The 16,564-nt window shown below is 63.1% G+C and carries 14 protein-coding genes; 8 read left to right on the top strand and 6 right to left on the bottom strand.

Features of this window, described 5'->3' with window-relative positions; genetic code table 11:
- Positions 1-119: 119 nt before the first annotated feature.
- A complete protein-coding gene (locus tag ACZ0AI_RS00910; RefSeq protein WP_463564153.1) occupies positions 120-527 on the bottom strand; it encodes a tetratricopeptide repeat protein in 408 nt (135 codons plus the stop codon).
- 527 nt (positions 528-1,054) lie between these two features.
- On the opposite strand from ACZ0AI_RS00910, the gene ACZ0AI_RS00905 reads away from it, so the two are divergent.
- The 4 genes from ACZ0AI_RS00905 (at position 1,055) to ACZ0AI_RS00890 (ending at position 4,600) form a co-directional block, all read left to right on the top strand.
- Positions 1,055-3,655 carry an intermembrane phospholipid transport YdbH family protein gene (locus ACZ0AI_RS00905; RefSeq protein ID WP_463564152.1) on the top strand — a complete coding sequence of 867 codons (2,601 nt, stop codon included), beginning with the start codon at positions 1,055-1,057 and terminating at the stop codon, positions 3,653-3,655.
- Positions 3,656-3,669: 14 nt separating this feature from the next.
- Positions 3,670-3,861, top strand: coding sequence for a YnbE family lipoprotein (locus ACZ0AI_RS00900; protein ID WP_042553186.1), 192 nt, complete (start codon positions 3,670-3,672; stop codon positions 3,859-3,861).
- A gap of 10 nt (positions 3,862-3,871) precedes the next feature.
- Positions 3,872-4,216: a YdbL family probable chaperone protein gene (locus tag ACZ0AI_RS00895; protein WP_463564151.1), complete on the top strand. Its 345-nt coding sequence runs from the start codon at positions 3,872-3,874 to the stop codon at positions 4,214-4,216.
- A gap of 150 nt (positions 4,217-4,366) precedes the next feature.
- Positions 4,367-4,600: a zinc ribbon domain-containing protein gene (locus ACZ0AI_RS00890; protein WP_463564150.1), complete on the top strand. Its 234-nt coding sequence runs from the start codon at positions 4,367-4,369 to the stop codon at positions 4,598-4,600.
- Here ACZ0AI_RS00890 and pdxR read toward each other — a convergent pair.
- Positions 4,597-6,108, bottom strand: a complete 1,512-nt coding sequence (pdxR, locus tag ACZ0AI_RS00885; protein WP_463564149.1) for a MocR-like pyridoxine biosynthesis transcription factor PdxR — start codon at positions 6,106-6,108, stop codon at positions 4,597-4,599. The two genes, ACZ0AI_RS00890 and pdxR, sit on opposite strands and share 4 nt — an antisense overlap.
- Before the next feature lie 162 nt (positions 6,109-6,270).
- Between pdxR and ACZ0AI_RS00880 the strand changes: the two genes are divergently transcribed.
- From ACZ0AI_RS00880 to ACZ0AI_RS00865, 4 genes are all read left to right on the top strand, one after another.
- On the top strand, positions 6,271-7,473 hold the full coding sequence (locus ACZ0AI_RS00880) for an NAD(P)/FAD-dependent oxidoreductase (RefSeq protein WP_463564148.1): 1,203 nt from the start codon (positions 6,271-6,273) through the stop codon (positions 7,471-7,473).
- Between the two features lie 177 nt (positions 7,474-7,650).
- Entirely contained in the window at positions 7,651-8,175 is a 525-nt protein-coding gene (locus ACZ0AI_RS00875) for a sigma-70 family RNA polymerase sigma factor (protein ID WP_463564147.1), read from the top strand.
- Positions 8,176-8,180: 5 nt separating this feature from the next.
- The gene (locus ACZ0AI_RS00870; protein ID WP_463564146.1) at positions 8,181-9,170 is read left to right on the top strand and encodes a FecR domain-containing protein; all 990 of its coding nucleotides are present in this window, start codon (positions 8,181-8,183) and stop codon (positions 9,168-9,170) included.
- Positions 9,171-9,262: 92 nt separating this feature from the next.
- Entirely contained in the window at positions 9,263-11,695 is a 2,433-nt protein-coding gene (locus ACZ0AI_RS00865; protein WP_463564145.1) for a TonB-dependent siderophore receptor, read from the top strand.
- 165 nt (positions 11,696-11,860) lie between these two features.
- Here the strand turns inward: ACZ0AI_RS00865 and tadA are convergent, their stop codons facing one another.
- The 4 genes from tadA to ACZ0AI_RS00845 all read right to left on the bottom strand — a co-directional run bounded on the left by tadA (position 11,861) and on the right by ACZ0AI_RS00845 (position 16,482).
- Positions 11,861-12,337 carry a tRNA adenosine(34) deaminase TadA gene (tadA, locus tag ACZ0AI_RS00860; RefSeq protein WP_463564144.1) on the bottom strand — a complete coding sequence of 159 codons (477 nt, stop codon included), beginning with the start codon at positions 12,335-12,337 and terminating at the stop codon, positions 11,861-11,863.
- Between the two features lie 29 nt (positions 12,338-12,366).
- Positions 12,367-13,743 (bottom strand): multicopper oxidase family protein, encoded by a 1,377-nt coding sequence (locus ACZ0AI_RS00855; protein ID WP_463564143.1) that lies wholly within the window; start codon positions 13,741-13,743, stop codon positions 12,367-12,369.
- 145 nt (positions 13,744-13,888) lie between these two features.
- Positions 13,889-15,463, bottom strand: coding sequence for an ABC transporter permease (locus tag ACZ0AI_RS00850; protein ID WP_463564142.1), 1,575 nt, complete (start codon positions 15,461-15,463; stop codon positions 13,889-13,891).
- 2 nt (positions 15,464-15,465) lie between these two features.
- Positions 15,466-16,482 carry an extracellular solute-binding protein gene (locus ACZ0AI_RS00845; protein ID WP_463564141.1) on the bottom strand — a complete coding sequence of 339 codons (1,017 nt, stop codon included), beginning with the start codon at positions 16,480-16,482 and terminating at the stop codon, positions 15,466-15,468.
- Positions 16,483-16,564 lie beyond the last annotated feature (82 nt).

The following is a 16,564-nucleotide window of genomic DNA, read 5'->3' as shown; positions in this document are numbered from 1 at the left end:
ATGGCACAAACCAGAGCGCCGACCAGAAAGGCCGGCAGAAGCGAAACGAGATCGAAGGGCATACGGGAATCCAGGCGAGACTGCCGGGCAGTATACGCGCGTGGGCGAACCTAAAGAGGCTACAGACGCTGGAGCAAATCCCGTGCTTCGTCCTGCCCCTGCAACGCCGCCAGCTCAAGCCAGTGCCGCGCTTGCTGCAGTTCGAGGGTACGCGGCTGACAGTAGAGACGCCCCAGTTCCAACTGCGCGGCCCCATCACCCGCACGTGCCGCTTGGCGCAGTAGCTCCACACCAATACGGCGATCACGGGCGTTGTCGCAATCACGGCAAAGCATCTGACCAAGGCGGCTCTGCGCCTGAACCACACCCTGGCGTGCCGGCTGCTTAAGCAGCCGACCAGCGATGCGTTTTATGCTCGTGGCATGACCCAATCGCGGACTGTCTAGCAGCCAGGCGGCAACACGAACAGGTACCTGGGCACGGACGGGAAGCAGATGAAGCTCGGGATGGGGCAAAACGCGGGGCATAGTAGAAAAAGCAGGGGTTACCAGAGAGGCGCGCCACTCTACTCTTTTTTATTCTCAGGTAAAGCCCGCCCTACTCCTTGCAGGCCTGCTTATGACAATCCACAGAAGCTGTGGATAACTATGTGCATATCGTGGGCGAAAGAACCCTCAACACCGATGGAATGGGGGGCGAAGTCAAACTGGCTATTTTTTCACCAGATATAAAAAAACCATATTTTTCATATACTTAAATTATAACCTACGACAATTCAATGAATTACGCAAGCGCCAATATGAGACTTGACAAGCCGCATCGCGATTGTGCACAAGTCCATCTGCAAGCTGCCTGGGACGCCCTTTTGCGGGGCATCAGGCATGCCCTAAGGGGCCCACGCAATGACAGGCGGACGTTTTAGCCCCGCACCAATAATGCCCATGTCACCATTGCGACATAAAACTATGAGCGGCACATTCAGCAAACAGCGTGTTTGGCAGCCCGTGTCGCTTCGGGTTACCGTCGCAAATACCTTGTTTATGGATGACGCCCCATGCTCAGCCGCCGCACCAGGCTGCGACTGTCTGTTGTTTTCACACTGCTCGTGGTATTCACCGCCGCCCTCTATTTGGGTGGGCGCTACCTGCTGCAACGCAATGGCATCGATAAACTCGATTGGCAGGGCGTTTCACTCTCCAGCACAGGCCTGAATGTGCAAGACCTGCAACTGACTCAACGCAGCAGCGCAGGCACTCTGGAACTGCACAGCCAGGATCTGCACTTGGCCTGGCGCGACTTCGGCCTCAGCCTGCCATTCTGGCAACACCTCGATATAGGCAACCTGGCGATCACCTGGTTACCGACAAGTGAAGAGGTCGCGCTAGCCACACCGCCAGCCGATCTCGACCTGCAGCAACTGGCCGCACCACTGGCCTTGCTGCCACGCAGCCTCAATATTCGCCAACTCGCCGCCGCCCTGCCCTGTGCCCGCGGGCAATGCACCGCCACAGGCGACCTGAGCCTGCTGCGTAGCGAGGATGATCACCTGGCCGTGCAACTGAACCTCAACCACCAGACACAGGTACTGAATGGCTCGCTCACTCTGCAGCCCCGCAGCGATGCACTCGACCTGCAACTGACCCTGGCGGTCGATCAGCAGCCGCAACTAAGCGTGAAAAGCAGTCTCGATCAAGTCGACGGCGGCCTGAACTGGAGCGGCCAACTCGATGCGACGCAACTGACTCAGGCGGCCGCCTTGCAGAGTTGGCTGAGCGCCTGGACGGTACCGCAAGGCAAGCAGTGGCCTCAGGCACCAGGAGAGGTAAGCCTGCAAGGCTCGTGGCAATTGAACCTGCCGCGACGCGCAATGGATGTAGACAACCTGCTGGCTGCCAGCGGCCAGCTCGACGTGCAAGGTAACCTGCCGCAACCCTGGCCTTTTCCAGGGCTTGGCCAGTTGCAAGGCCAGCTAACACTGGCGGCGCACAACGACGGGAAACAGTGGATCGCCAGGCGCGTCGAGGCGGATCTGCAGCTCACCCAGCCGAGTGCCGACTGGCTGAACGTGCTGCCGCCGGAACTGCGCAGCGAATCCCTGCGTGTACAGGTGCAGCCTGACACGCCGCTCGGCGACCTACGTAGCGATCTGGCCGAGCGCAGTCTGCCATTGAAACTGACGCTTGCACTGCGTGGCGCCACCCGCCTGGACTTGCAAGGCCGTCTGGCGCTGGCGAGCTCAGCCCCGTGGGCCGTGCAGTTCGCCGATACACGCCTGACCACGCGCACTACCAAGGCCAACCAGGCTGGCTGGCAAGCAGGCGAGCTGACCAGCGACCTCAAGCTGGCCGGCCACGCCGATGGCAACGCAATCGAGTTGAGCCTTGGCCAAGGCTCCCAGCTTCAGGCAGCCACCCTCAAAGGCGCCGACCTAAATGCACAGAAGCTGCAAGTAGAGCTCGCTGGCAGCGCCCTGAACCTGACGCTGCAGGACGGCGCCCTGCAGAACTGGCAGTTCAAGGGCCCGCTGAACCTGAGCACCACACGCCTGGGGCAGGCCAACCTCAAGCCTCAGGGCTGGCGTTTGCAGAGCCAGGTAGGCGCCGCGAATCTGGCCGGCACCCTACGCGGTAAGCTGAGCAACGACAGCGAATTGCAGCTGGACGTGGATGCAAGCCTCGACGCCAAGCAGGATCTGCTGCTCAAGGCGACCCTCGGCGAACTGTTCCTGCGCTCCGGCAACCCGCTGGCCAAAACCCTGGTGCAGTGGCCGGAACTGCTCGACCTCAACAGTGGCCGCCTGAATGCCACGGCAAACCTAGCGCTGGCCGCTGGCAGCAGCGCGCCGAATGTCGATCTGAACCTGACCGGCAAAGGCCTGGGCGGTATTTACGACCGCTCCGAACTCAGCGGTCTGGATACTCGCCTGCAATTCAAGCTGGCACGCCAGCGCTTCGACCTGAACATTGAAGAACTGAAAATACAGCAGGCCAACCCCGGCCTGCCCATCGGCCCGATCGAGGCGCGTGGTCGCTACAGCGCATCACTGGCCAGCGCCGACAAGGGCCAATTGCAGGTCAACCTCGCCCGAACGGCTCTGATGGACGGGCAGGTCACCCTCACACCAGGGCAATGGGATCTCGCCGCCGGCAATCAGTTGTTTCCGATCCAGATTCGCGGCCTGGAACTCCAGCAGCTTTTCACCCTCTATCCGGCAGAAGGCCTGGCCGGAAGCGGGACACTGGATGGCGACCTGCCGGTGCGCCTGGGCCAGAACGGCATCGAGGTGGAACAAGGCCATATCGCCGCCCGCGAACCTGGCGGGCGCCTGCAATTCAGCTCGGAGAAGATCAAGGCCCTGGGCCGCAGCAACCCGGCGATGCAGCTGGTGACGAAGTCCCTGGAAGACTTCAACTTCACCACCCTGAACAGCTCGGTCGACTATGATCAGCACGGTAAACTGCGCCTGGCCATGCGCCTGGAAGGTCAGAACCCGGCCATCGAGAATGGCCGACCGATTCACTTCAACATCAACCTGGAGGAGGACATCCCCAACCTGCTCGCCAGCCTGCAACTGACGGACAGAGTCAACGAGATCATCACGCGGCGCGTGCAGCAGCGAATGCTACAGCGCAGCACCGCACCCAAGGAGCCTTGACGAGGAGAAGCGCCATGCGCTTGCGTAGTTGCATCACCGCCCTGCTGTTGGGGCTACTGAGCGTAGCCTGTACCCCCACGGTACAACTGGCGATGCCCAACGAGCCGATCAACATCAACCTGAATGTGAAGATCGAGCACGAGATCTATATCAAGGTGGATAAGGCACTGGACAGCATGTTCAGTGAATCCAGCGGACTGTTCTGAGGAAACGCAAATGAGCCTGATCAAACCCTTCGCCGGCCTGTTGCTGCTGCTCAGCCTGAGCCTGCCGGCCCACGCTATCAGCCTCAACGAGGCGATGTCCGCCCTGAGCGATGCCAAGGCCAGCGGCCAACTCGGCGAGCAGCCCAACGGCTACCTCGGCGTGGTCAAATCCGCCGGCCAGGCCGACGAGATCGCCAAGCTGATCAACGAGGCGCGCCGCGCCGAGTACCAGAAACTGGCCAAGCAAAACGGTATCCAGCTCAGCGACGTGGAAACCATCGCTGGGCAAAAAGCCATCGACAAAACCCCTGCTGGCCAGTACATCCAGCAGCAGGGTCAGTGGCGCCGCAAGTAACCGCCAGGAGCGCCCGCAGCACGCTGCGGGCGCTTTGTGATCTCCTCCACGAAAACGCTACAGACCCCGCCAGTTGTGCCCTGTGGTGGAACTCGGCTGCACCGGCCAAGTCTCACGTTCGCCATCGCCACTGATCAGAGGACGAGCGACATGAGCCTTATCGACTGCCCCGAGTGCCAGAACCGTATTTCCGACAAAGCTCATGCCTGCCCGCAATGTGGCAACCCGATGAGCCAGCCGGCCAGCAATCGCTGGCTGTCGGAAAAGAACGTCGGCCAGGTTGCCGGCGCCACGACGGCATGGCTCACAGCACCATGGATCGCCCGCATGGTTTTTGGCGTGGTGGCGATGATCTGCATCACCGTGATCATCGTGGCCCGCTAGCGCACGTTCATCGATTGCAGCAACCGCGCCACATCCTTGGCGGCACGTTCGATGGCCGCTTCGTCATAGGGCGCGAAGCCCATCACCAGCCCAGGCGCCCGAGGTTTCACGCAGTAACGCTGCAAGGGCATCACGTCGATGCCTTCCGCGGCCAGCCTCGCCTGCACGTCCAGCTCATCGCCCGCCAGCAGACGACACACCACATCCAGCCCCGCGCGTATTGGCGGAACGTCGATCAGCCCTTGCCAATGTCGCTCGGCGGCATGAGCGAAGGCCTGGGCCCGCGCCGCGTACAGCTTGCGCATGCGCCGCAGGTGGCGGTCGAAATGCCCCTGCTCGATGAAGTCGGCCAGTACTGCCTGTGAAAGGCTGTTGGCGTGCCGCGCGGTCAGCGAAACCAGGCGCGTGAAGGGCTCCACCAACTGCGGCGGCAATACCACGTAGGCCAAGCGCAGGGACGGAAATAGCAGCTTGCTGAAAGTCCCGGCAAGAATCACCTGAGCGTCGCTGTTGGCCATGCTGCGCAGCGCCGGGATGGGCTTAGCGACGAAGCGATACTCGCTGTCGTAATCGTCCTCGAAGATGTAGCTGCCGTTTTCACTGGCCCAACGCAGCAACGCAAGACGCCGTGCTGGTGACAGCTCGCCGCCCAGCGGTGCCTGGTGCGATGGGGTGACATAGGCCATGCGCGCACCCGGTGCCAGGCCAATCCCTTCCTCGACCTGCAGGCCCTCACGGTCAACGGGCACATCGACCATGTCCACGCCACTGGCCTTCATCAATTGCCGGGCGCCGGGATAGCCGGGGTCTTCCATCCACACCGTCTCGCCAGGTGCAACCACTAGCCGCAGGGTCAGATCCAGCGCCTGCTGGACGCTGCCAAGAATCACGATTCGCTCGGCTGCCACCAGCACGCCACGGGCAATTGACAGGTACTGGGCAATGGCATTGCGCAATACGGGCAAGCCCGCTGGGTCTGCATCCAGCATATCCAGCAGGCGAGACGAACGCAGGTGCCCGGTGTGCAGCTTGCGCCACAAGTCGATAGGAAATGCCAACACGTCGCCGCGGTGCGGAAAGAACGGGCGCAATCCAGCTTGTGCTCCACCACTCATGAACACCGGCTTCTCTGCCTGCAGGCGCTGCGCCCAGAGCGTATCTGGCGCGTCACGCGGTTGCTCTACCTGCGGGGCGATTGGCCGCCTTACATAGCCCGCGTTCAGCGTAGCATCCGGCAACACCACGCAGACTCGCGTGCCATAGCCGCTGTCGGTATTCAGATAGCCTTCGGACTGCAACTGCTGGTAGGCGGCCTGCGCCGTACCACGCGCCATGCCGTAATGCTCAGCGAGCGCTCGCGTACTGGGCAACTGGCTGCCCGATGGCAGCCGACTGCTGAGGATCGCCTCGCGCAGCGCGGTGTATAGCCAACGCTGCAGGCTCTCGCCTGGCTGCGGCTCGCCGAGCGGCAGTGATACCACCAATGGCCCTTGATTCTTGGCTGCCATGAACGCCTCTCTTGGATCAATCCATTTAGCACTTTATGGATCAATACGCTGATCCACTTCAAGCAGAGAATCGCCTCGTCAACTGCAGCGATCGCGCCCCAAGCGTATCGCCCTTCCTGCGCCGCACCTTGCGGCCAGGCAACCGCTTTCGAGGAACACCTGATGAAGCAACGAATTCTAGTCATCGGCACCGGTTTCGCCGGTCTGTGGAGCGCCCTGAGCGCGGCGCGTCTACTCGACCTGCAGGCACGCGAGGATATCGAGGTCTGCGTAATTGCTCCCAAGGCGCAACTGCACGTGCGGCCACGCTTTTACGAGGCGGATGTAGCGCGGATGAGCGCACCGCTGGACGAGCTGTTCGCCGTGGTCGGCATCCGCTTCGTGCAAGGCTGGGTCACGGGTATCGACAGCGCCAGGCAAACCCTGACCTACCGAAGCGAACACGGCCTCGACAGCGAGCTGGGCTATAGCCGCCTGATCCTCGCCAGCGGCAGCCAGGTGGTACGCCCCGCCTTGAGCGGCGTCGAACATGCCTTCGATGTCGACAGCCTGGAGCAGGCCCTGGCCCTGGAGCGTCATCTCCACAGCCTGCGCGATCTGCCAGACAGCCCGGCGCGCAACACCGTAGTGGTAGCGGGCGGCGGCTTCACCGGTATCGAAACCGCTACCGAGCTGCCCGCTCGCCTGCGCAGCATCCTGGGCGACGAGGTTGATATCCGCGTGATAGTGGTCGACCGTGGCGAGCGGATCGGCGCCAGCCTGGGCGAACACGTCGCCCCCATCGTGGCCGAAGCCAGCGCCCAGCAGGGCGTTAACTGGCGCCTGGGCAGTGCAGTGGGTGCGGTAGATAAGGGCGGCGTCACGCTCACCAACGGCGAGCGCATCGACGCCCAGACGGTCATCTGGACGGTTGGCGTGCAGGCCTCGCCGCTGACCAGGGAGCTGACTGCCGAGCGTGACGCTCAGGGTCGCCTGCATGTTGACCGTAACCTCAAGGTCTCCGGGCTGGAGAGCGTGTACGCCGCCGGTGATACCGCCTACGCGGCAGCCGACGAGCACGGCAACCATGCGCTGATGTCCTGCCAGCACGCCATCGCTCTGGGCCGCTCCGCAGGTAACAACGCTGCGGCCGACCTGCTCGGTGTCGCACCCATTACCTACAGCCAGCCCAAGTACGTCACCTGCCTGGATCTCGGCGAATGGGGCGCGCTATTCACCGAAGGCTGGGAGCGCAAAGTGGTGCTGACCGGCACCAAGGGCAAGCAGCTGAAAACCGAGATCAACACACAGTGGATCTACCCGCCCGCCGCGATCCGCGAAACCGCCCTGGTAGCGGCCGACCCGCTGACTCCAGTGGTGGCCTGATGCGCAGCGTTTGACGCATCACCAACACCATCACGGGCTGCTGCACGAAGTCGGCAGCCCGTGCCTGCAAACTGAATTGAGCACCACCCATTGCAGCAATCAGCGCATCTTGTTCTAATTTGCGACTAATTCTTATCTGCATTGAGGCGCGTAAACGCCAACGGGTACGTGCTCTCGATGACGCCTCTCGATACCAACCACCTGCATAGCCTCTACGCCAGCCACAGCGGCTGGCTGCAGCAGTTTCTGCGTCGCCGCCTGGGCGATGGCGCCGATGCCGCCGACCTGGTGCAAGACACCTTCGTGCGCCTGCTGCTTCGCCCGCGCAGCTTCGACAGTCACAGTGGCGAGCGCTCCTACCTGGCGACCATAGCCCGAGGCCTGAGCATCGACCACTGGCGCCGCAAGCAATTGGAACAGGCCTGGTTGAGTGCGCTCGCCAACCGTCCGCAAGCGCTGCAGCCCTCGCCGGAACAGGCGGCGTTGATCATGGAAACCCTGCACGAAGTTGACGCCATGCTACTGCGACTACCTGCCCGGGTGCGGGAGGCGTTTTTGCTGGCTCAGCTCGATGGTTTGCCCTACCGCGAGATAGCCCGGCAGCTCGGCGTATCCGAGCGCATGGTCAAGAAGTACCTGGCCCAGGCTCTGCTGCATTGCGCCCTGCTCGAAGCGGAGCTCGACGGCCTGCTGGTCGAGTGACGGCGATGCATACCCAACAAGACCGCACGCTCAGCCATGCCAGCCTGCAACAGGCCGCCAACTGGTATGTGCTGCTGCACGACGAACAACCAGACAGCCAGATGCGCCAGCAATGGCAGCAGTGGCTCGAGCAACACAGCGAACACCGTGACGCCTGGCACTATGTGGAGCGGGTCAGCCAGCGCTTCGGCAACCTGCAGCAACAGGACAATCCCCAGGCCCTGCGCCAGGCTCTGGGTCAGGAAAGCCGCGCGGGCTTCAGTCGTCGTCAGGGCCTCAAGAGCCTGCTGATTATCGGCGCCGGCAGCGTGCTTGGCTGGGGCACGTGGCGCAATACTCCGCTACCACGCTTGCTGGCTGGCTGGACGGCGGACTTCGCCACCGGCACCGGCGAGGTGCGTGAAGCCAGGCTGGCTGATGGCACCCACCTGTGGCTCAACGCAACCAGTGCGGTGGATGCCCAATTCAGCACCAGCCTGCGCCTGCTGCACCTGCGTTTCGGTGAAGTGCTGATCGATACCGCGAAAGACGCCAGGCCCTTGTTCATCGACAACAGGCATGGCCGCATGCAGGCCCTGGGCACCCGCTTCAGTGTGCGCCAGACGCCTGAAGAAACCTGGCTGACGGTGTTCGATGGCACTGTGGAAATCTGCACAGCCGATAGCCGCGAGACGCAACGAGTCAAGGCCGGCCAGCAGGTTGGGTTCAATACCCTGCGGGTTGGCGGCCAGGCACCCGCCGCCAGCGCTCGCGAGTCGTGGACGCGCCATGTGCTGGCGGCTGAGGGCATGCCGCTGGGGCAACTGCTCGAAGAACTCTCGCACTTCCGCCGTGGGCACCTGGGGTGCAATCCGAGCATCGCCAGCTTGGCGGTGATGGGCTATTTCCCGCTGGACGACAGCGAGCAAACACTGCAACTGCTGCAAGCTGCCCTGCCAATCCGTATCCAACGGCTCACCGACTGGTGGGTGAGCGTCGAGCCAGCCAGTGCCTGACTGAAAAGAAAATCATCGATGCGGTTCCCTTTCTGCAATCTCGCTCGGTAATCCCTGAGAAGCCAACTATTCGAACAACTCCAGGGGACACCATGCACTTGCCAACCGCGCACTCCTTCCAATCCCTGCGACCACTCGCACTGGCCTTGCCAATGGCGCTGTCCCTCGCTCCGGCCTTGCTGGTTTCGCTACCGGCAGCGGCGCAGGAAAGCCGCGAGGTGCGCACTTACAGCATCGCGCCAGGCCCGCTGGCCGGCGTGCTCAACCAGTTCTCGGCCCAGGCGGGCATCTACCTCGCCGGGCACAACGACCTGGCGACGGGCAAGAACAGCCCCGGCCTGAATGGCATCTACTCGGTGTCCGCTGGGCTTGCCCTGGTGCTGCAGAACTCTGGCCTGGAAGCCGTTGCTCAGGGCGGCAGCGGCTACGTGCTACGCCCGCTGCCAGCCAGCGGCGCGCTGCAGCTCGATAGCACCACTGTGTCTGGAAGCGCGCTGGGCAGTAGCGAGGCACCGGGTGAGCCGCTCGCCGGTTACGTGGCTCTGCGCAACAGCAGCGCGACCAAGACGAATACCGCGCTGGTAGACACCCCGCAGTCGATCTCGGTGGTCACCCGCGACGAGCTGCGCAATCGCCAGTCGGAAACCCTGTCCCAGGCACTCAGCTATACACCGGGTGTCACCAGCCAGCCGACCAGTTTCAACCGCACGGCGGATCGTTTTCGTATCCGTGGCCTCGATGTCGAGTCCGCCACCGGCGGCTCGCTGCGCGATGGCCTGCGCCTGCAGAACAACTCCTATGACGGCATTCAGGAGCCCTATGGCCTGGAGCGTGTCGAGGTGATTCGCGGCGCGGCGTCCGTGCTCTACGGGCAGCTGTCGCCAGGCGGCATGATCAACGGGGTGAGCAAGCGGCCGACTCGGGAGCCGCTGCGCGAACTGAACCTGCAGGTCGGCCAGAACGACCGCAAGCAGCTGTCCGCTGACTTCAGCGGCCCGCTCGGTGAAAGCGATACGCTGAGCTACCGCCTGACGATGCTCACGCGCGACAGCGACACGCCGCAGGATCATATCAATGACGACAGGCTCTATATCGCACCGGCGCTGACCTGGCGCCCGAACGAAGATACCTCCCTGACCCTGCTGTCGTTCTACCAGAAGACCGAAACGGGCTTCTCCGCGCCGCTGCCCTATCAGCTGGTCAAGGGTGTGGGCGACGCGACGTACCAGATAGGCCGCCACGACTTTATCGGCGAGCCCGACTACAACGAGATGAACGGCGAGATGTCGACGCTGGGTTACGAGTTCGAGCACCACTTCAACGAGCAGTTGCGCATCAACCACAAGCTGCGTTACTACCAGACAGAAGTGGACTGGAAGTACCTGCAGATACAAACCTCTGCCGCGGCCATCAATCAGGCAGCCACCACGGGCATCCTGCGCCGCCAGTACAGCGACCGCCACGAGCGCGCCCGCGGCCTGGCCAGCGACACCAATATCGAGTCCAAATGGCAGCTTGGTGGCGCCGAGCACAGCGTACTGCTGGGCTTCGATGCTTACGACATGACCTACGACTCGCACAACTTTCGCGGCGTAGCGCCAGCGCTTGACCTGAGCCGCTACAACTACGGGCAGCCAGTGGTAGTGGATCGCAGTTTTGACCGTGGCTCACAGATCGACACCCTGCAAAAGGGCGTTTATCTGCAGGATCAGATCAACATCGACGACCGCTGGGTTGCCGTACTCGGCGTGCGCCACGACTGGGCCGACCAGGACCAGCGTCAGCATCGCAACGACGTGCGCACCAGCCAGAACAACGAAGCCACCACCTACCGCGCCGGCCTGGTGTACAAGTTCGATAACGGCCTGGCACCGTACCTGAGCTACAGCGAATCGTTCTTCCCGGTGTCAGTGGCCGTTGCCGGCGGGCAGAGCTTCGTGCCCACCGAAGGCAAGCAATACGAGGCGGGGATTCGCTACCAGCCCGACGGCCGCAACCTGCTGCTCAGTGCGGCGGTTTTCGAGCTGACCCAGCAGAACGTGTTCAAGCAGAACCCTGCCACCAACATCGCCTCGCAGACTGGGGAAGTGCGCTCGCGCGGCTTCGAGGCGGAAGCCAAGGCCGACCTCAGCGAAGCCCTCAGCCTGATCGCCTCCTACGCCTATATCGATGCGCGCATCACAGAGAGCGTGATCCCCGGCGAAGTTGGCCAACGCAGTGAAGACACGCCCTATCACCAGGCGGCGCTGTGGCTCGACTACAACTTCATGCGCCTCAACCTGCCGCAGCTCACCGTTGGCGCCGGCGCCCGCTACAAGGGCACCACCCAGGCCTCCGAAATGGACTCGGCGATGCCCGCCTACACCCTGTTCGATGCCATGGTCAGCTACCAGCTCGACGCGAACTGGGACGTCAGCCTCAACGCCAACAACCTCACCAACAAGCAGTACACCTACTGCGAGTTCGCCACCTGCACCTATGGCGACGAGCGCCAATTGGTCGGCTCGGTAAATTTCAGCTGGTGAGGTGAGATTCGTCAGCCGCCACCTCAGGTGTGCGGCTGAACCTGCCTTGCAGCGCTCTTGGCGTGCCGAGCAGGCCTATCGAGCCGGGATTACCAGAACCATGGTTTGGCAGCCTGTTGCGGCACACCTTAGAGCGCCGCTCACAAAGACAGCAGACGAGCAGGCCTACCCCCGCCGCGCCTTGAAAAAGGCCTTTAACATCGCCCCGCACTCCTCTGCCAGCACTCCGCCTTCGACCAGTACGCGGTGGTTGAGAAAGCCCTGCTCGAAGAACTGGCCGCGACTCACGGCCATACCCGCGCGGGGCTCGCTGGCCCCGAAGACCACACGCTGCACCCGCGAGTGGACGATCAGGCCTGCGCACATCGCGCAGGGCTCCAGGGTCACGTACAAGGTGCTGCCTGGCAGGCGGTAGTTGCTGACGGCCAGGGAGGCGGTGCGGATGGCGACCATTTCGGCATGGGCGCTGGGGTCGTTGGTGGAGATCGGGCAATTGAAGCCGCGGCCGATCACCTCGCCGTTCTGCACCAGCACGGCACCGACCGGCACTTCACCGCGCAGAGCGCCTTCAGCGGCGAGTTCGAGCGCTTCACGCATAAAGCGTTCGTCGTGGCTGCGGTCGATGATCAACGGGGCTCTCAAGTTAACGCTCCCAAGTAAGGGCACTCACGTCAGGCGATCTCGATAGCGGCCATCAGGCCGGTTTCCATATGGTCGATAACATGGCAATGGAACATCCACACACCGGGGTTATCGGCCACGAAGGCGATACGCGCGGTCTCGTTCTTGCCGAGCAGAAAGGTGTCGGTGTAGTACGGCTCGATCTTGCGGCGGTTGGAGTCCAGCACCTTGAAGATCAGCCCGTGGAGGTGGATCGGGTGTTGGTACTGAGCCATGTTGCGCAGCACGAAGATGTAGTGACCATCCTTCTTCAGACTAGCGATGGGCCGGTCAGCGCAGGTCTTGTCGTTGATGTCCCAGGCCTGGCCGTTGATCTGCCAGTACTTGTAACGGCCAGCGGCTTCATCGGCCGGGGATGCCAGTGACGCCGCCCACTCGAAGTTGAAACGCAGGGTTTCGGCGCGCTGCAGATCCGGCTCGGCCACCGGGTTTGGCGGCAGCGCGGGCGGCCACTCGGCGGCGGGCTCATTGCTGGCGACGGACTTGATGGTGGCCAGGCGCAGCGGCCCGTTGCGCAACGACAGTTCTTCGCTGCCGACGTCCGGCACCTTTAGCGCCAGGTCGATGCGCATGCCCGGCCCCAGCCAGTATTCCTTACCCAGAGGGCGCGGCTGGATCGGGTTGCCGTCCAGCGCGTAGATGCGGGCATCGCCCTTGGGCAGGTTGAGGCGGTAGGTGATGGTACTGTCGAAGTTGATCAGGCGCAGGCGCACCACCTGCCCAGCCGGCAGTTCCAGGGTCGGCAGCGAGACGCCGTTGATGGTCGACAGGCGCCCACGGGTGCCCTCGCGGGCAGCTTCTCGGGGAACGCTGAATGCGGTGAAGGCGCCCTGCTCGTCCACGTGCCAGCTCTTCAGGCACAAGGTGCGCTCGTGCTGGAAACCGGTGGGCTCGCGCTCCTCGATGATCAGCGGGCCGACCAGGCCGCGCCCCAGCTGTTTGGCGCTCGACTCATGGGGGTGGTACCAGTAGCTGCCCGCATCCGGGGTGACGAAACGGTAATCGAAATATTCGCCTGGGAGCACCGGCAACTGGGATACGTAGGGCACGCCGTCCATCTCCAGTGGCAGGCGAATGCCGTGCCAGTGAATGGTGGTGGCCTCGGGCAGGTGATTGATAAAGCGTACACGCAGCTCATCGCCCTGACGGCAGCGCAGCTCGACACCGGGGGCCTGACCGCCGAACGTCCAGGCAGGCGTGACATGGCCGGGCACCAGTTCGATATCGTGGGGCGCGGCGATCAACTCGTAGTCGTGGGTCTTGCGGTCGAACGGGCGCCCCAGCCAATAACGTGCGCCGCCAGCGCCCAGGCCAACGACGCCAAGACCGACCAAACCGCCCAACACCTGTCTACGGGTGAAACTCATGAAGCCTGCTCCTGAAGCGGGACTGCGATAACGCTAACCAGGTTTGATCGAATACGCCTCTGCGGGCGCTGGAGAGCTGCGAACGATACACCTTGAAAGCGGGGGCGTTAAGCCGCGACACCGCGACATACCGCCCAGCCCGAGTTCAAGAACGCCGGTAAGCGCGCGTGGTCAGCAGATACACCGGCAGCCCCGACACCAGCACGATCAGCGCGGCATAAGGCGCGGCGCCGGCGTATTCCAGGTTGCCGGTATGCGACCAGACCTTGGTCGCCAGGGTCTCCAGACCGGTCGGGCCGAGGATCAGGGTAGCGGTCAGCTCTTTCATGCAGTCGAGAAATACCAGCACGAAGCCGGCACCGATGGCGGGCGAGATAATTGGCAAGGTGACTCTCAGAAACGTGGCAGTCGGCGTATGCCCGAGGGTGCGTGCGGCCTCTTCCAGTTGCGGCGAAGCCTTTTCCAGTGCCACGCGGATCGGCCCTTGAGCCATGGGCATGAACAGCAGCGCATAGGCCACCAGCAGCAGGATGCTGGTCTGATAAAGCGCAGGCACGTAGCCAAGGGCGAAGAACACCAGCGACAGAGCGATCACCAGGCCCGGCAAGGCGTGCAGCAGGTAGGGCAAGCGATCCGCCAGCGTGGCCATGCGACCGTAGTAGCGCACCACCACCAGACACACCGGCAGCGCCAGCAGGCAGCTGAGCAAGGCACCACCAAAGGAATATGTCAGCGACGACCACAGCGTCTCGGCGATTTCCACCACGGGGAAGCTGGCCGAGCTGCCTTCGACGATCCAGAACCCCAGCATCACCAGCGGCACACCGCAGCCGATGGCCACCAGCGCCAACAGCAGCACCTGAGCCAGCACACTCCAGCGCCCCAGGCGCACCCGGGCCGCGCTGCGTGCCACGCCCTGGCCGGTACGCGCATAGCCGCGCCCGCGCAGACGGAATTCGCCCCACAGCAACAGCATGCACAGCGCCAGCAACAGCGCGGACAGCATGGCCGCATTGCTGCCGCTGAACTCCAGCTCGAACTGCTGGTAGATGGCGGTGGTGAAGGTCTGGTAACGCATGATCGACGGCGCGCCGAACTCGACCAGCATATGCACGGCGACCAGCAAGCTGGTGGCCATCAGCACCGGGCGCAGCAGCGGCAGCGTGACCCGCCAGAACACATGGCGGCGACTGCAGCCGAGCATCCGTGCCGACTCTTCGAGGGCCGGGTCGAGATTGCGCAGCACCGCGACCACCGGCAGGTAGATCAGCGGGTACTTCGACAAGATCATCACCAGCACCGTGCCGCCCAGGCCTTCGAACAGCGGGCTGATCGACACCCAGGTAAAGCCGCTGACGAACGAAGGAATGGCGAATGGCAGACACAGCAGCACGTTCCAGTGCCGACGCCAGCGCAGATCGCTACGCTCCACCAGCCAGGCCAGCGCCAGGCCAAGCAGTGCACAGCCCAGGGTCACCAGCACCATCAATTTCATGGTGTTGGCCAGCAGGCCGAATACGAACGGCCGCCAGAGCAGCGCGAAGGCTTCGTGCAGCCCAACCTGCGCGGCACGGGCGACCACAAAGAACAGCGGCAATGCGGCGAGCAGCAGCAAGGCCAGGATCGGAAGCTGCAGCCAGATCGGTGGCGCCTTGCGCCGCCGCGTGGTGACGTTTACCGGGGGTAGCGGCAGTTCGGGGGTTACCGCCTGGGGCTGCATGGTCAGTTCATTCCAACTTCGCGTTGCAACTCCAGCGCATCCTCGGCCAGGCCGATCTGCGCGGCGGTGATAGCCGGCGGCTTGAGCTGGTCATAGGGTTTGAGCAGCGGATCGGCCTGCACCTTGGGGTTGACCGGGTACTCGGCGGATTTACTCAGAATGGCCTGCTGCCCTTCTTCGCTGATCATGAAGGCAAGAAACTGCTGAGCCTCTTTCGGGTGCTTGCTGGCCTTGACCACGGCCGCGCCGGAGACGCTCGACAGGCCGCCGGCATCGCCATCGGCGAAGTAGTGCAGCTTGGATTTCAGCTCGCCCTTCTCTTTCTTCAACGCCGTCCAGTAGTAGCTGTTGACCAGCGCAGCACCGACCTCACCATTCTCCACGGCCTTCATGGCGATGACGTTATTGGTGTAGGTGCCACCAAAGGCCTTGAGACCCGTGAGCCACTCTTCGGCAGCCTCGCGACCATTAATACGGATGACCGCTGCCGTCTGGCCAAGGAACTCGCCACTGCTCGGCACGAAGGCTATCTTGCCGGCCCATTCGGGGTCGGCCACTTCCAGCACGCTTTTCGGCAGTTCGGCTTCGCTGACCAGATCCGGGTTGTAGGCCAGCACGCGCACGCGCGAGGTGATGCCTATCCAGTTGCCGTTGTCGTCGGAGAATTTGGAGTCGATCTGCTTGAGGGTGCTGTCATCGACCTTGGCCAATAGGCCCTGGCTGCCGAGCTTGATCAGCGGCGGCGCTTCTTCGGTGTAGATGATGTCTGCCGGCGAGCGCTCGCCCTCTTCGGCGATCTGGTTGGCCAACTGGCCGCCACCGCCCTTGCGGATCAGCACCTTGATGCCGGTCTTCTTCTCGAAGGCAGCCGCAACCGCCTTGCCGGTGGCCTCGTGCTGGCCGTTGTACAGCGTCAGGGTCACGGCATCGTCAGCCTGCACACCACCAGCGAACAGCAGGGAAGACAGAACACCCGCGGCAATCGCACGTGCCAGACCGGTTACTCGATGAGCTGACATTGATCGTTTCCTCATACAAGAAGTCGCCAAGAGCGACTTTTAACATCGCCAGCAATGGCCCGTAGAGCGCCACCCCGGGCAG

The sequence above is a fragment of the Pseudomonas sp. AC355 genome, assembly GCF_979258205.1.
Note: the sequence above shows the minus strand (reverse complement) of the source record. Positions and strands in the feature narration are given on the sequence as shown.

Coding starts and splice junctions, on each gene's coding strand:
- pdxR (WP_463564149.1), bottom strand. CDS start 6,108: ATGGCAGCCAAGAATCAAGGGCCATTGGTGGTATCACTGCCGCTCGGC.
- ACZ0AI_RS00905 (WP_463564152.1), top strand. CDS start 1,055: ATGCTCAGCCGCCGCACCAGGCTGCGACTGTCTGTTGTTTTCACACTG.
- ACZ0AI_RS00910 (WP_463564153.1), bottom strand. CDS start 527: ATGCCCCGCGTTTTGCCCCATCCCGAGCTTCATCTGCTTCCCGTCCGT.
- ACZ0AI_RS00865 (WP_463564145.1), top strand. CDS start 9,263: ATGCACTTGCCAACCGCGCACTCCTTCCAATCCCTGCGACCACTCGCA.
- ACZ0AI_RS00855 (WP_463564143.1), bottom strand. CDS start 13,743: ATGAGTTTCACCCGTAGACAGGTGTTGGGCGGTTTGGTCGGTCTTGGC.
- ACZ0AI_RS00900 (WP_042553186.1), top strand. CDS start 3,670: ATGCGCTTGCGTAGTTGCATCACCGCCCTGCTGTTGGGGCTACTGAGC.
- ACZ0AI_RS00845 (WP_463564141.1), bottom strand. CDS start 16,482: ATGTCAGCTCATCGAGTAACCGGTCTGGCACGTGCGATTGCCGCGGGT.
- ACZ0AI_RS00880 (WP_463564148.1), top strand. CDS start 6,271: ATGAAGCAACGAATTCTAGTCATCGGCACCGGTTTCGCCGGTCTGTGG.
- ACZ0AI_RS00875 (WP_463564147.1), top strand. CDS start 7,651: ATGACGCCTCTCGATACCAACCACCTGCATAGCCTCTACGCCAGCCAC.
- ACZ0AI_RS00850 (WP_463564142.1), bottom strand. CDS start 15,463: ATGCAGCCCCAGGCGGTAACCCCCGAACTGCCGCTACCCCCGGTAAAC.
- ACZ0AI_RS00895 (WP_463564151.1), top strand. CDS start 3,872: ATGAGCCTGATCAAACCCTTCGCCGGCCTGTTGCTGCTGCTCAGCCTG.
- ACZ0AI_RS00890 (WP_463564150.1), top strand. CDS start 4,367: ATGAGCCTTATCGACTGCCCCGAGTGCCAGAACCGTATTTCCGACAAA.
- ACZ0AI_RS00870 (WP_463564146.1), top strand. CDS start 8,181: ATGCATACCCAACAAGACCGCACGCTCAGCCATGCCAGCCTGCAACAG.